The sequence below is a fragment of the Acinetobacter haemolyticus genome, from assembly GCF_900406815.1.
Classification (GTDB): Bacteria; Pseudomonadota; Gammaproteobacteria; order Pseudomonadales; family Moraxellaceae; genus Acinetobacter; species Acinetobacter haemolyticus_A.
This window is the reverse complement of sequence record NZ_OVCN01000010.1, coordinates 1-13789: the sequence shown is the minus strand read 5'-3', so window position 1 is coordinate 13789 and position 13789 is coordinate 1. Positions and strand designations below refer to the sequence as shown.

Below are 13789 nucleotides of genomic sequence, written 5' to 3'. Positions count from 1 at the left end.
TACTTATCTCGCCGCAGCCTGAATCGCTGTTTTCATATCTTTCACAGCCTGAGCCAAACCAACAAACACACTATCAGCGATAATTGAATGCCCAATGTTGAGTTCATGAATTTGTGGAATTGCAGCGATAGGTGCCACATTATTCAAGTTTAATCCATGACCCGCATTGACCACTAAACCTTTAGAGGCAGCATATTCCGCACCTTTGATAATCCGTGCCAATTCAGCTTGTTGCTGCTCATCTGTTTCAGCATCTGCATATGCGCCTGTATGGATTTCTATTGTTGGCGCGCCACATGCCACCGCTGCATCAATTTGAGCAAGATCAGCATCAATGAAAAGTGACACATCACTACCAATTGCTTTCAATGCTTCTGTTGCTGCCTTAACTTTTTCAAAGTGTCCCACCACATCTAATCCACCTTCAGTGGTGACTTCTTGGCGACGCTCAGGAACAAAACATACATGTTGTGGTTGAATCTCTTGAGCAAATGCGACCATTTCGTCGGTGACAGCCAATTCAAGATTCATCCTTGTTTTTAATAATGGGCGCATACGACGAACATCGTCATCTTGAATATGGCGGCGATCTTCGCGTAAATGCAAGGTAATCCCTTCTGCACCAGCTTGTTCACAAACCAGAGCCGCGTGTACAGGATCAGGATAAACAGTACCTCGTGCTTGTCTTAATGTTGCAACATGATCAATGTTTACACCCAAGATTGCAGCCATAAAAATATCCTATTGTTTATCAAATTAAAGCAATTAATACTTTAAATAGATTAAGTTTGTGTATTTTGAATCCAAAGTTGACGACTTTTTAATGGTCGATCACCCAATAAAGAACTAATCATTTGGCGGTATAGTTTAGCCAATAATTGCAATTGATCGTGAGTAAAATCTTGTCCTTGCTCATAATTTTGCATCGTCGCAATAAGCCGTCCAACCATGGATGAGCGTGACGCTTGAGCAACAGGCATAAAGCCATCATTCAATTGAAACTGATAATTTTGTTCATGCTGAATGACGTGTTGATTAGCATCAATCGAAAAATCAATGGCATAACCCAATTCTTGTAATAACACATGCTCAAACTGTCTTAAAATTTGGCGAAGAAACAATGAAGGTTGTTCATGTGTTGCTAATAATTGAAGTTGCAAAAGAATTAGCTGATATTGTTGAAAAGTTTGCGGCATTGCCTCCTCTAAAGGACAAAGGCGCAATACAATTTCATTTAAATAAAAGCCTGCAAAAAAAGCATCACCATGAAAAAATACAGGTTGATTCAAAATTTCCAGTTTGGTGAGATTTTTAAGCTCTGATTTTCCAGTAGCTTGTAAACGAATCGGCTGATATTGTGGTGGTGGAATTTGTCTTAAAATTCCATCCACCCGACCATATTCTTGTGTAAACAAATGCACAATATGGCTCTTTTCCCGATATTTACGATGATGAATCAAATAGCCATGTAGGACTTCATTACGCATCATAAGGCGACACTAATCCTTTTTGACTTGGTCCTTTTCATCCTCGTCGCCATCAGGAATCACAGCTCCCACAACAGCAGCCGTTCCTTTCACTACACCCTTGGTAGTTTTATAAGCGACTTTAACAGGTACAGTGACAACTTTATGGATACAACCTTGTAGTAGAGACATACAGACTACAATTGCGAATACACGGATTGTTGCTTTCATACCTGATTTACCCAATTAAATATCGCTATAACCTAAGCTTTTAAGAGCACGTTCATCATCAGACCAACCGCCTTTAACTTTTACCCAAAGCGTCAGCATGATCTTTTGCTCAAACATTTTTTCCATGTCTGCACGTGCATCCATCCCAATACTCTTGAGTTTGGCACCTTTATCACCAATTACAATTGCTTTTTGACCTTGACGCTCTACAAAAATCGTTGCATCAATATAGGTACAAGGCGGTTTTAAACGGCCTGTTTTTTCATTGACTGTGGCTTCTTCTGTTTTAAATGACTCAATTTGTACAGTTAAATCATATGGAAGCTCTTCACCCAACTGACGCATGATTTTTTCACGAATGATTTCACTCGCAAGAAAACGCTCAGAACGATCAGTGATTTGATCCAATGAATACAATGGCGGTTGATAAGGCAGATATTTTTCAATCGTGTCACGCAAATGTTCTAAATTTGCACCACGTAAAGCCGACACAGGAACGATTTCAGCAAAGTTCATTAACTTGGCACGTTCTTGAATCAAAGGTAAAGCTTCATTTTTATTTTCAAAAGTATCTAGCTTATTAATCACCAAAATGACAGGCATATCTGCATTTTTAAGTTTTTCCAAAACGAGCTCATCATTTTGAGTCCATTTCTGAGCATCCACTACAAATAAGACTAAATTTACATCTCGCAACGCTGAGTGCGCGGCGCGATTCATCATCTTGTTAATCGCACGCACTTCTTTTTTATGCATCCCTGGGGTATCGACAAATACAGCCTGTGATTTCTCACGTGAATCAATACCAACAATCTTATGACGAGTGGTTTGTGGTTTACGTGATGTAATCGATAATTTTTGACCCAGTAAATGATTCATCAAGGTCGATTTACCCACATTTGGGCGACCTACAATTGCAACAAAACCGCTCTTAAAATCAGAAGGAATCGTAGTTCCTTGAGAACTAAAGAATTGATCAATTAAGTTATTGCCGTCTTGCTGTTCAGTTGCTTCTGGCTTATTGTCATTTGAATGAGACATCAGGTTATTGCTCCAATAATTTTAAAATTTCAGCCGCTGCCGTTTGTTCGGCGAAACGACGACTTGAGCCCTCGCCTTGAAGTTTCGGCAATCCATCAACCAAACATTCCACTTTGAAATGTTGATTGGGTGCATCGCCTTGAATATCTACAACCTCGTAAACTGGGAGAGGTTTTTTACGTGCTTGTAAATACTCTTGTAGCCGTGATTTTGGGTCTTTCAGTTGGTCCGTCGGTTCGATATGGTCGAAGTAAGGTTCATACCATTTTAACACAATGCCTTGTAGCAAGTTGAGATCATTACTGTCTATATATATCGCACCAATAATGGCTTCCACCGTATCAGCGAGAATAGATTCACGATGATGACCACCCGATTTTAATTCACCAGTGCTTAAAATTAATGACCGACTCAATTGCAGGTCATTGGCTATTTTACCTAGCGCCTCCTGTCGAACCAAAGTTGCACGCATACGCGTCAAGCGACCTTCGTTTTCAGTTGGATAAGTATGGTATAAATAATTCGCAATGATCATCCCCAATAACGAATCGCCTAGAAATTCTAGGCGTTCATAATTGTGTTTATGACTAACAGAGCGGTGAGTTAAAGCCAATTTCAATAAATCAATTTGTTGAAATTGGTAACCTATCCTTGCTTGCAGTCTTGTATCATTGAGCTTGTTTGGCAGATTTTTGGTCAAAAGTCTTCTCAAAAGTCATCACTAAACTAATATTCAGCATGAAAGGCTTTCGCACTTCATACTTTTTCACGACGATCAAATCATCTTTATATGTAGCTTGTGCGACATCCTTAAAGCGAAGATCTCGTACACCATTCATATCCAAACGTTGATCCATCTGAGATGCAAACTTGGTTGGCGTCGTATTTTGTGGACTATCTTTCAATAAGCCTTCAATCTGACTGTCAATAATTTTGTCATCCCAATATGCTGGCCAAATTGCAATCGCTGCTTTCACAGCAATTGCAAATAAAACCACCCCAAATAAAATTGCAATATACGAAGTCCCCTGTTGAGATTTACGCATTTTTGTCTTTCCTATGTGTTTTATATTTATTAATCAATTTTACCATTTCGGCTAAAACTTGGAAGTTTTAGACCTGGTTCTTTATGCATCCATACATAAAAAGCACGACCAGTTAAATTCTGTTCAGGCACAAATCCCCAAAAACGGCTATCTGCACTTTGGTCTCGGTTATCACCCATCGCAAAATACTGGCCTTCTGGTACAGTTACATCCCAATTATGCCCTTGTGTATTAATAAACACATCATTGGTTTTTGCAACAAATGGAATGAATGAATCCGCACCTTTGGCTTGAGCAAACTGATAAGCTTCAACAAGTGTATTTCGTCCATCTAAATAGCGAACTGAATACTGATGATCACCTAAAGTTTCTTTAAAATATGAAACTGCTGGGGTTTCTAAAGCGTCTTTTTCACGACTCACCTCTGTTACAACTTTAGCAACGCGTTCACCGTTTACGACCAATTGACCATCTTTAAACTGAATATGATCACCTGGCAAACCAACTACACGTTTGATATAACTGATACTCGGTTGTGGTGGGTAACGGAAAACGATCACTTCACCACGTTTAGGTTCACCAACGTCAATAATTTTGGTATTAACGATCGGTAAGCGCACCCCATAATCAAACTTATTTACCAAAATAAAATCGCCTGTCTCTAAGGTTGGGACCATCGAGTCAGAAGGAATATTAAATGGTTCATATAAGAAAGAACGCAAAACGAGCACAACGGCCAACACAGGCCAGAAATCATAAGCCCATGTAATGATAAAGTTTTCTTGGTTACGCCCACGATTTGCACGTTGTTTGAATACGAACTTATCAAGCAACCACACCAGGAAAAAAATAAGTGTCGCTGGTACTAGAATCAAATTAAAATCAAAATCCACAAACCCTCACCCGCAGTCTGACTGCTCGTCTTAGGGCTGGGTTAAGCGATGCTTTTCCCAGCCTGATCTTTCTTTATCTATCTACTTTCAATACAGCTAAGAAGGCTTCTTGTGGAATTTCTACACTTCCCACTTGTTTCATACGCTTCTTACCTTCTTTTTGTTTCGAAAGAAGTTTCTTCTTACGAGACACATCCCCACCATAACATTTTGCCAAAACGTTTTTACGCATGGCTTTTACGGTAGATCGAGCAATAATTTGTGCACCAATTGCCGCCTGAATCGCTACATCATACATTTGACGAGGAATTAAATCCTTCATCTTTTCGACCAAGGCAATACCACGATGACGAGCATCTTGGCGGTGACAAATCATCGCTAAGGCATCTACCTTTTCGCTATTAATTAACACGTCAACCTTAACTAAGGCTGAACTTTCAAAACGTACAAAGTTGTAATCGAGTGATGCAAATCCACGTGAACAAGATTTCAATTTATCAAAGAAATCCATCACAACTTCAGCCATTGGAATTTCAAAGGTAACAGACACTTGGTTACCCAAGAACTTCATGTCTTTTTGCACGCCACGGCGCTCAATACAAAGCGTCATCACATTACCTAAGTATTCTTGTGGCACAAGAATATGACATTCTGCAATAGGTTCACGCAGATCTTCAACCGTTGAACCATCAGGCATTTTCGATGGGCTATCAATGTAAATAATGTCGCCTTTTTTCGTTAAAGCTTCATAAATTACAGTAGGTGCAGAACTAATCAGATCAAGATCATACTCACGCTCTAAACGCTCTTGTACAATCTCCATGTGCAGCATACCCAAGAAGCCACAACGGAAACCAAAGCCTAAAGCATCTGAACTCTCAGGTTCAAAGAATAATGCCGAATCGTTAATCTGTAGCTTTTGTAAAGCCTCACGGAATGGTTCAAAATCACTTGAATCAATCGGGAAAAGACCAGCATATACTTGCGGTTTAACCTTTTTAAAACCCGGTAAAGTTGCAACTTCAGGCGAAGATGCCAAAGTGATGGTATCACCCACAGGCGCACCAAAGATGTCTTTAATCCCTGCAATCACAAAGCCAACTTCGCCCGCTTCGAGGATGTCAGTTTCTGTATGTTTTGGATTAAATACACCAACTGAAGTAACTGGATGAGTTTGACCGGTTGATTTAACCAACATTTTATCGCCCTTACGGATACGACCTTGTTTGATACGAACCAACGAGACAACGCCTAGATAATTATCAAACCATGAATCAATAATCAAAGCTTGAAGTGGCGCGTCACGATCACCTTCAGGTGCTGGAATCACATCAACTAAACGCTCTAAAACGCCTTCAACACCTAAGCCAGTTTTTGCTGAACATGTCGGTGCATCAGTTGCTTCAATCCCAATAATTTCTTCAATTTCATGGATTACACGTTCAGGTTCTGCTTGTGGTAAATCAATCTTATTTAAGATCGGTAATACCTCTAAACCTTGTTCAATAGCGGTATAGCAGTTTGCTACGGATTGAGCCTCAACACCTTGTGCAGCATCGACGACCAATAAAGCCCCTTCACATGCTGCTAAAGAACGTGATACTTCATAAGAGAAGTCAACGTGTCCTGGGGTATCAATAAAGTTCAATTGATACTCTTGACCATTTGGATGCGTATAATACAACGTCACCGATGCAGCTTTAATGGTAATCCCACGCTCACGCTCAAGCTCCATAGAGTCTAGTACCTGAGCTTGCATCTCACGGTCTTGCAGACCACCACACATTTGAATAAAACGGTCAGCCAAAGTCGACTTTCCATGGTCAATATGAGCAATGATCGAGAAATTGCGTATATTTTTGATATCTACGGATTTTTTAGCTTGCGCCATGGGTTACCTTGAGAAAATAAATCGCCCTATACTTTTAAAAAGTTATGAGCCAAAACGGTTTAACAAAATTGTTGGGGATTATAACAGAACGACCTTTCAAAGTATTCAAAATAATTATTACCGATCTAAACCACGCTGTCATGATTTTATGATTTATATCTGCTCATATAAAACGGAAAAATCCAAGGGATTTAAATCAGTTGGAATCGGTTGATAAGCTTGGATAAAACTTGGGGACATACGTTTTGGACGACCAGTGGCAATCTCAATACACGCCCACTTGGTATTTCCTAAAAATAATATACTTTGATCTTTTTCACGATAAAATGCGTACTGCCTAAAAGAATACAGTGCATTAATATCGTCTAGCCAAGTGCGCAAAATAATTTCTTCGCCTTCAAGTGCAGCTTTGCGATATTGGACATGATGCTCCACTGCAACCATCGCATGTTTAAGCTCCAAATATTGAGCCACACCTAAACCTAAAGTTTCAATGTGTGCAGCCGCTACATCCTGCATCCACTGAACATACATCACATTGTTAACATGGCCTAGAACATCAATATGCTCAGGTCGAACAGTTATTCTTAAATCAAAAATCGTACTCATTTTTCGCTGTACTTCTTACCTCAATCCGCTGCTGCATACAGTAGTCCAAACACATCAAGATTACAAAATAAAAACCACTCTGAATCGAGTGGTTTTTATGACGTTATGCAATTTTATTGGAGACGCAAACCTAAGATTGCACGTTGTCCTTGGCGAATAATCGCTACACGGGCAACACTGCCTTTCGGTAAGCCAGCAATCACTCTCGCGAAGCTTGCACTATCATTAATTGCAGTGCCGTTAACTTGCAAGATGACATCGCCAGCAACAATATTAGATAAAGAAGCTAAACCGCCACGTTGTACTTCTTGCACAAGGATACCACCACGAATATCCAAGCGAGATTGCTCAGTTGGCGTAAGATTCCGGATGCTCATCCCCAATCCACTCGTCGGACTATTTTTATCACCTGTTGCAGGTGTATCATCAGGTGCTGTATCTAATGTCGCAGAAATAGTACGAACTCTTTCATCACGCAAAATTTCCAATCGAATGGTCTGATTCGGAGAAATCCGGTTCAAGGTATAAAGTAAATCACTGGTACGTGAAATTGGCGCACCATTAATTTTTAAAATCACATCACCTGATTTCAATCCCGCTTTTTCAGCAGGCGACTTAGGTGCAACTTGAGTAATCAACGAACCTTCAGGTTTTGATAATTTATAAGCCTCGGCGAGGTTACGATCAATATCCTGCAGCATAATACCTAGATAAGAACGGGTTACTTTTCCGTTAGCTTTTAATTGCTGAACCACATCCATCGCAACATCGATCGGGATCGAGAAGGACAAGCCCATATAACCACCCGTACCACTAAAGATACGAGAGTTTACGCCCACCACTTCACCTCTTTGATTGAATAATGGCCCACCTGAGTTACCAGGGTTCAATGCTGCATCTGTTTGAATAAAGGGTACGGATGTTTCCCCACTCATATTACGAGACTTCGCGCTGACGATCCCAGCTGATGCTGAATAATCAAATCCAAATGGTGATCCTATCGCGAGGACAGGTTCACCTACTCGCAATTGATTGACATCCCCTACTCTTAATTCTGGGAAATTTGCCCCTTGTACTTTTAGCACAGCGACATCAGTACGCTCATCACTCCCCACTAAAGTAGCATCAAATTCACGACGGTCATTCAACGTAATACTGATACGTGACGCATTTGCAATGACGTGATGGTTTGTCACGAGGTAGCCATCTTTACTGATAAAAAAAGCACTACCAAATGCGGTTTTTTCTTGTGGTCCTTGTCGTTGTGGAATGATGACCTGATTGCCGAAAAAGCGTCTTAGAATTTCAGGAACTTGTTGCTGCAACAACTCTTCCTGAGTCATTTTCTTGACAACATTGACACTCACAACAGCAGGACTCACCTGCTCAACGAGGTTTGAAAAATCTACTGGCGCAGCAGCGTTGACTTGAGAAGCTGCTATCGTAAATACCGCAGCATACATTCCTTGTTGTAAATAGCGACTTTTCATGAAGCAAGAACCTACATACTGATGATTAAAATAAAAGTTATGGTCTATGTTTGTAGCATAACCCCACCATTCTTTTCGTAAAAAAATGTTTATATTTTCAATGTATACAACGAAATAGAATGATGAAATGTGAATGAATTATGGAGACAATTCCAAGCATTCACTTTTCATTTAAAGGTTTTATACTGGACAGCTTAAGTCTAGATTAAAACAATGTACTGAAACATAATCGTTTTATCATCAAGACACATTCAGCAAAAAATAATCGGCAAATAAATCGCATTCGCTAAAAATTCACCCAATTTCAGGCAGATTAGCCCTTGCCTTTTTGATAAAAAAGCGGTGTCATTAGCGAACGTTTAAAACTGAAGCAGATCGACATGCCTGATTTAAAAACAATTCACCATTTTGATGTGATTATTGTGGGCAGTGGTGGTGCAGGTTTAAGTCTTGCACTCTCTTTACCAAGTCATTACAACATTGCGATTTTAGCAAAAGCGGCATTGACAGAAGCCAGCACCTTTTATGCACAAGGTGGTGTCGCTGCGGTCTTAGACGAAACTGACTCTATTCAACAACATATTAATGACACTATGATTGCAGGCGGGCATCTATGTGAATTAGATGCTGTCAAACATACAGTTGAAGGCGGAAAACCTTCTGTTGATTTTCTTCTTGGACAAGGTGTGCAATTCACTTTAGACGAGGATGAACAACTTCACCTCACTCGTGAAGGTGGCCACTCCCAACGGCGTATCATTCACTCTGCCGATGCAACAGGTAAAGCCATTTCAACAACCTTGGTTGAGCGCGCTAAAGAACGTGAAAATATTACAATTTTTGAAAATTACATCGCGATTGACTTAATTACTCTACATAAACTCGGTCATCAAGATCAAACGAATCGTGCAATTGGTTTATATGCACTGCATGAAGATAGCGAACAAGTTCATACCTTTTTAGCACCGTTCACTGCTCTTGCATGTGGCGGTGCAATGAAAGCTTATCTTTATACCTCAAACCCTGACATTGCGACAGGTGATGGTATTGCAATGGCATATCGTGCAGGTTGCCGTGTCGCCAATATGGAATTTAACCAATTCCATCCAACTTGTTTATATCATCCGAAAGCGCGCTCTTTCTTAATTACCGAAGCAATGCGTGGTGAGGGTGCATATCTACGTTTACCAGACGGCGAACGTTTCATGTTGCGTTTTGATGAACGTGCGGAATTAGCACCGCGTGACATTGTGGCACGTACCATTGACCATGAAATCAAGCGCTTAGGTATTCGTCATGTTTGGTTAGACATTACACATAAATCACCTGAGTTTATTACTGAGCACTTCCCTACACTATATGCACGTTTGCTTGAGCTTGGGATCGACATTACCAAAGATATGATTCCTGTGGTTCCTGCGGCTCACTATACCTGTGGTGGTGTCGTCGTCGATGAACATAGCCAAACTGATTTAGATGGCTTATATGCGATTGGTGAAACCTCTTATACAGGTCTACACGGCGCTAACCGTATGGCAAGTAACTCATTGCTTGAATGCTTTGTTTATGGCATGAGTGCGGCAGAAGATATACAGAGCAAACACAATGCGGGCTTTGAATTTCCAGATGTACCGTCTTGGGATGAATCTCAAGTCACCGATGCGGATGAAGATGTTGTCATCTTACAAAACTGGGATGAGCTACGTTCTACCATGTGGAACTATGTTGGTATTGTTCGTACGACTAAACGACTACAACGTGCTTTACACCGTATCGAGATGTTGAAGCGCGAAATCAATGAATACTATCAAGATTACCGTGTTAGCAAGAACTTGATTGAATTGCGTAACTTGGTTTTGGTTTCGGAAATGATTGTACGTTGTGCAATGGAACGTAAGGAATCGCGTGGTTTGCATTACACACTGGATTATCCAGAACTTTCAAATGAAATTCGCAAGACCGTGTTAACTCCACCAAACTTTAAGGTGGAACAGCCGTTGGTGAATGAGTAGAAATCTAAATAGTCTGGTCTTATTCAAAGATAAGATCAGACTAATGCTTTCTATTTAAAATAAAAATCATAAATGTATAGATAGCAATAATTAGTGGAATGATTATATATAATTTCATCCATATAAAGCCTAAAAATGGCAATATTATCAATATTAATAGGTCTTCAGCTCCCAAATATTGATAATACTCTCTAGTGAGAACCCAAGAGCATAATGCTGCTATATAAAAAGAAAAAATCATGATGAACGTTATTTTTATTGGAATAAAAATTCTGTACTTAGATAGTTTAAAAGCTAAATAAAATGACAAAACATTTAGTACAATGAAAAAAATATTTGGATTTAAATGAAAAATATGTCTAGTGAAAAAACTATAACAAATATACAGAATGAGAATATTTGTTATAGCCATAAAAAACAAATTTAGCCCTATGCTTAAGTCTTGTTTTATATGAAATTTCATATTTAAAAGTTTATTAGAGTAATAATCTTTATACTAAAAAAAACTTAAAGCATTTGCAAACACAACATCCGCATTCTGTGTTGCATCCAAGCGCTTGATCCGTTCCGGCTCTGCTTGCCACAAAGTCTCATAACCCGCACGAACTTTAGCGAAGAAACTCAATTTCTCTTGCTCAAAACGATCCAATGCGCCACGCTCTCGCGCACGTGTCATCCCCAACTCAATTGGTGCATCCAGCCAAAAGGTAATATTCGGCATTTTCGCCACAAAAGTTTGATTCAACAGTTGCAACTTTTCCTGACTTAAGCCACGACCAGAACACTGATAAGCAAAGCTGGCATCGGTAAAACGATCACTCAACACAATCTTCCCCGCCTCTAAGGCAGGTAAAATCACTTGCTGTAAATGCTGTGCACGTGCTGCATAAATCAGTAACAGCTCAGTATCATGACTCATTTGTTCTTCATGATTGACTGCCAATAATAAAGACCGAATTTGTTCAGCCAAAGGCGTCCCACCCGGCTCACGGGTTAATACAACTTCTTTACCTTGTTGTTCAAAATACTGATGAATTTTACGAATCAGTGTAGTTTTACCTACGCCTTCTGTACCTTCAAAGCTAATAAACATTTACTGTTGCTCCTGCTTCTTGGCACGTAAAACCGCCAAATACTCTTGTACTGCACGATTATGATCTTGCAAATTGGTTGTAAATGTATGCCCACCTGTTCCTGTAGCAACAAAATAAAGGTTCTGTGAATCATCAGGATGCATAGCTGCCTCAATTGCTTTTTTACTTGGCAAAGCGATTGGCGTTGGAGGTAAACCAAAAATGGTATAGGTGTTATATGCAGTCGGTGTCCGTAGGTCATTACGCGTGATATTACCTCTGTAATTATCTCCCATACCATAGATGACCGTTGGATCAGTCTGTAGGCGCATGCCGACCTTTAGCCGACGAACAAACACACCCGACACTTGCTGAAGCTCACTATCTAAACTGGTTTCTTTTTCAATAATCGAAGCCATGATTAATGCTTCATATTTATTTTTATAAGGAAGATTTTCCGCTCTATTGACCCATGCCTCATCCAGTGCTTTCATCTGACGACGATAGAGATCTGTTAAAATTTTCTTGTCAGTTTCACCCTTCGCAAAAAAATAAGTATCCGGTGCAAATAACCCTTCAGGATGAGCATACGAAATATCTAAAGCTTTTAATAATTGATCTTGTGGCAAATCTAAAATTGTTTTGGTCACATTCGGATCATTTTTTAATTTCTGCACCAATTGTTTGAAGTTTGTACCTTCAATAACCAATACTCGATTCATTTGGGCATTATCTGCATTGGCAAGCATATCCAAAACCTGACGAACACTCATTCCTTTGGTCAGCTCATAGACACCCGCTTTCATCGTGTCATGTATCAGAAATTTCTGATAGAGCTTTAAAATAATCGGAAAACTCACCTTCTGGTCTTCAGCCAAACGATCAATAAAACGAGAATATGTATCTCCAGATGAAATCACCAATAATTGTTTTTTACTCTCCATTGGATAAGGCTTGAATAAATTTGCCCATATCACGCCAAAGACCACCACGGTGAAAACACAGATAAATACAAAATATGCTTTAAATGTAAATCTGGATTTCGGCTTTGCTTTTGGTTTTTTCTTACTTTTGCTTGAGTTTGGTGGCTTCGGCATATTAATCAATCTGGCTAAGTTTTAAAGTTTCAAATAAATCAAGGTATGGTTGTTGCGCTAAAGCGCGATCATTCAATCGTACAACCGCTCGCATTGGATGCAATGCATTACAAAAAAATAGGCTTTGAATACGATCAATCTCATCCATGCCGATACAACGTTGTTCGCATGTCACATTGTATTGTTGCATTCGAAATAGGATTTTGGCTCGCATCACACCATGGACGCCATTATAGCGAAGTTCAGGCGTAATCCACTGATCATTTATACGAATAAAACAATTACTGCTCACCCCTTCAACGATATAACCCTGCACATCACTCACTAAAGCTTCTAACCAACCACGTTGATCTGCTTCTTGTTTAAGTAAAACCTGCTCAAGGCGATTCAATGTTTTTAAACCTACAAGGTGTGGCATATTTAAACCTATGGCATGATTTAATAAGCCACTCTCAATCCATTCTGGTTGAAAAGCTTGCGTTACTTTAGGGTAATACCATACGTAAAGATCAGCAGCGTGCAAAGGTAAACTATAACCTCGGTCACCTTCACCACGGCTAATCACAACTTTGAGTGTGCCATTTAAAGTTTGAAATTGCTGTTGTAATTGTTCAAAAACCTTGTCGATCAAAGATAAATCCGTTTTTAAACTCAAATGCTGGCAAGCCAGTTGTAAACGTGCAAAATGCAGTTCTTTTAACTCAAAACACCCATCAAAAACACGTGCCGTTGTAAAACAACCATCTCCATAATGAAATGCCCGATCAAGTAAAGGAATGGAATCAATTAACTGTCCATTTTTATAGCATTGCATGATCTAAGCACCCTTTAAGTTTATGAGAATCAAAGTTTTTAAATGAATAACCCTTTGATTTTAAAAAATTATAACAACTAAAACATTGAAATGAAAATTTATTATTTATCAACGATTCAGCATAAC

General features: G+C 39.5%; 14 protein-coding genes. 1 reads left to right on the top strand and 13 read right to left on the bottom strand.

Annotation, left to right across the window (positions count from 1 at the left end):
* Nucleotides 1–3: 3 nt before the first annotated feature.
* From pdxJ to DK207_RS08375, 10 genes are all read right to left on the bottom strand, one after another.
* A complete protein-coding gene (gene pdxJ, locus DK207_RS08420; protein WP_109440782.1) occupies nucleotides 4–732 on the bottom strand; it encodes a pyridoxine 5'-phosphate synthase in 729 nt (242 codons plus the stop codon).
* A 50-nt stretch (nucleotides 733–782) separates the two neighbouring features.
* Nucleotides 783–1490, bottom strand: coding sequence for a DNA repair protein RecO (gene recO / locus DK207_RS08415; protein WP_100833859.1), 708 nt, complete (start codon nucleotides 1488–1490; stop codon nucleotides 783–785).
* A gap of 9 nt (nucleotides 1491–1499) precedes the next feature.
* A complete protein-coding gene (locus DK207_RS08410) occupies nucleotides 1500–1697 on the bottom strand; it encodes an NF038104 family lipoprotein (RefSeq protein ID WP_109440781.1) in 198 nt (65 codons plus the stop codon).
* Between the two features lie 15 nt (nucleotides 1698–1712).
* Nucleotides 1713–2738 (bottom strand): GTPase Era, encoded by a 1026-nt coding sequence (gene era, locus DK207_RS08405; protein WP_004640023.1) that lies wholly within the window; start codon nucleotides 2736–2738, stop codon nucleotides 1713–1715.
* 4 nt (nucleotides 2739–2742) lie between these two features.
* Complete coding sequence (rnc, locus tag DK207_RS08400) at nucleotides 2743–3438, bottom strand: ribonuclease III (RefSeq protein WP_109440780.1); 696 nt, start codon at nucleotides 3436–3438, stop codon at nucleotides 2743–2745.
* Complete coding sequence (locus DK207_RS08395; RefSeq protein ID WP_109440779.1) at nucleotides 3407–3784, bottom strand: DUF4845 domain-containing protein; 378 nt, start codon at nucleotides 3782–3784, stop codon at nucleotides 3407–3409. Before DK207_RS08395 ends, rnc begins: the two co-directional genes overlap by 32 nt.
* 29 nt (nucleotides 3785–3813) lie before the next feature.
* Nucleotides 3814–4677 carry a signal peptidase I gene (gene lepB / locus DK207_RS08390; RefSeq protein ID WP_109440778.1) on the bottom strand — a complete coding sequence of 288 codons (864 nt, stop codon included), beginning with the start codon at nucleotides 4675–4677 and terminating at the stop codon, nucleotides 3814–3816.
* 73 nt (nucleotides 4678–4750) lie between these two features.
* Nucleotides 4751–6568 carry a translation elongation factor 4 gene (gene lepA, locus DK207_RS08385; RefSeq protein WP_109440777.1) on the bottom strand — a complete coding sequence of 606 codons (1818 nt, stop codon included), beginning with the start codon at nucleotides 6566–6568 and terminating at the stop codon, nucleotides 4751–4753.
* A 153-nt stretch (nucleotides 6569–6721) separates the two neighbouring features.
* Nucleotides 6722–7177, bottom strand: a complete 456-nt coding sequence (locus tag DK207_RS08380; protein ID WP_109440776.1) for an acyl-CoA thioesterase — start codon at nucleotides 7175–7177, stop codon at nucleotides 6722–6724.
* Nucleotides 7178–7290: 113 nt separating this feature from the next.
* A complete protein-coding gene (locus DK207_RS08375; protein WP_109440775.1) occupies nucleotides 7291–8667 on the bottom strand; it encodes a Do family serine endopeptidase in 1377 nt (458 codons plus the stop codon).
* A 374-nt stretch (nucleotides 8668–9041) separates the two neighbouring features.
* Between DK207_RS08375 and nadB the strand changes: the two genes are divergently transcribed.
* The gene (gene nadB, locus DK207_RS08370) at nucleotides 9042–10679 is read left to right on the top strand and encodes an L-aspartate oxidase (protein ID WP_171293655.1); all 1638 of its coding nucleotides are present in this window, start codon (nucleotides 9042–9044) and stop codon (nucleotides 10677–10679) included.
* A 496-nt stretch (nucleotides 10680–11175) separates the two neighbouring features.
* On the opposite strand, the gene tmk is transcribed toward nadB, so the two are convergent.
* The 3 genes from tmk to pabC are packed head-to-tail and all read right to left on the bottom strand — an operon-like array spanning nucleotide 11176 to nucleotide 13663.
* Nucleotides 11176–11772, bottom strand: a complete 597-nt coding sequence (gene tmk, locus DK207_RS08360; RefSeq protein ID WP_109440772.1) for a dTMP kinase — start codon at nucleotides 11770–11772, stop codon at nucleotides 11176–11178.
* Nucleotides 11773–12849, bottom strand: a complete 1077-nt coding sequence (mltG, locus tag DK207_RS08355; protein ID WP_109440771.1) for an endolytic transglycosylase MltG — start codon at nucleotides 12847–12849, stop codon at nucleotides 11773–11775.
* Between the two features lies 1 nt (nucleotide 12850).
* Nucleotides 12851–13663: an aminodeoxychorismate lyase gene (gene pabC / locus DK207_RS08350; protein WP_109440770.1), complete on the bottom strand. Its 813-nt coding sequence runs from the start codon at nucleotides 13661–13663 to the stop codon at nucleotides 12851–12853.
* Between the last annotated feature and the right edge of the window lie 126 nt (nucleotides 13664–13789).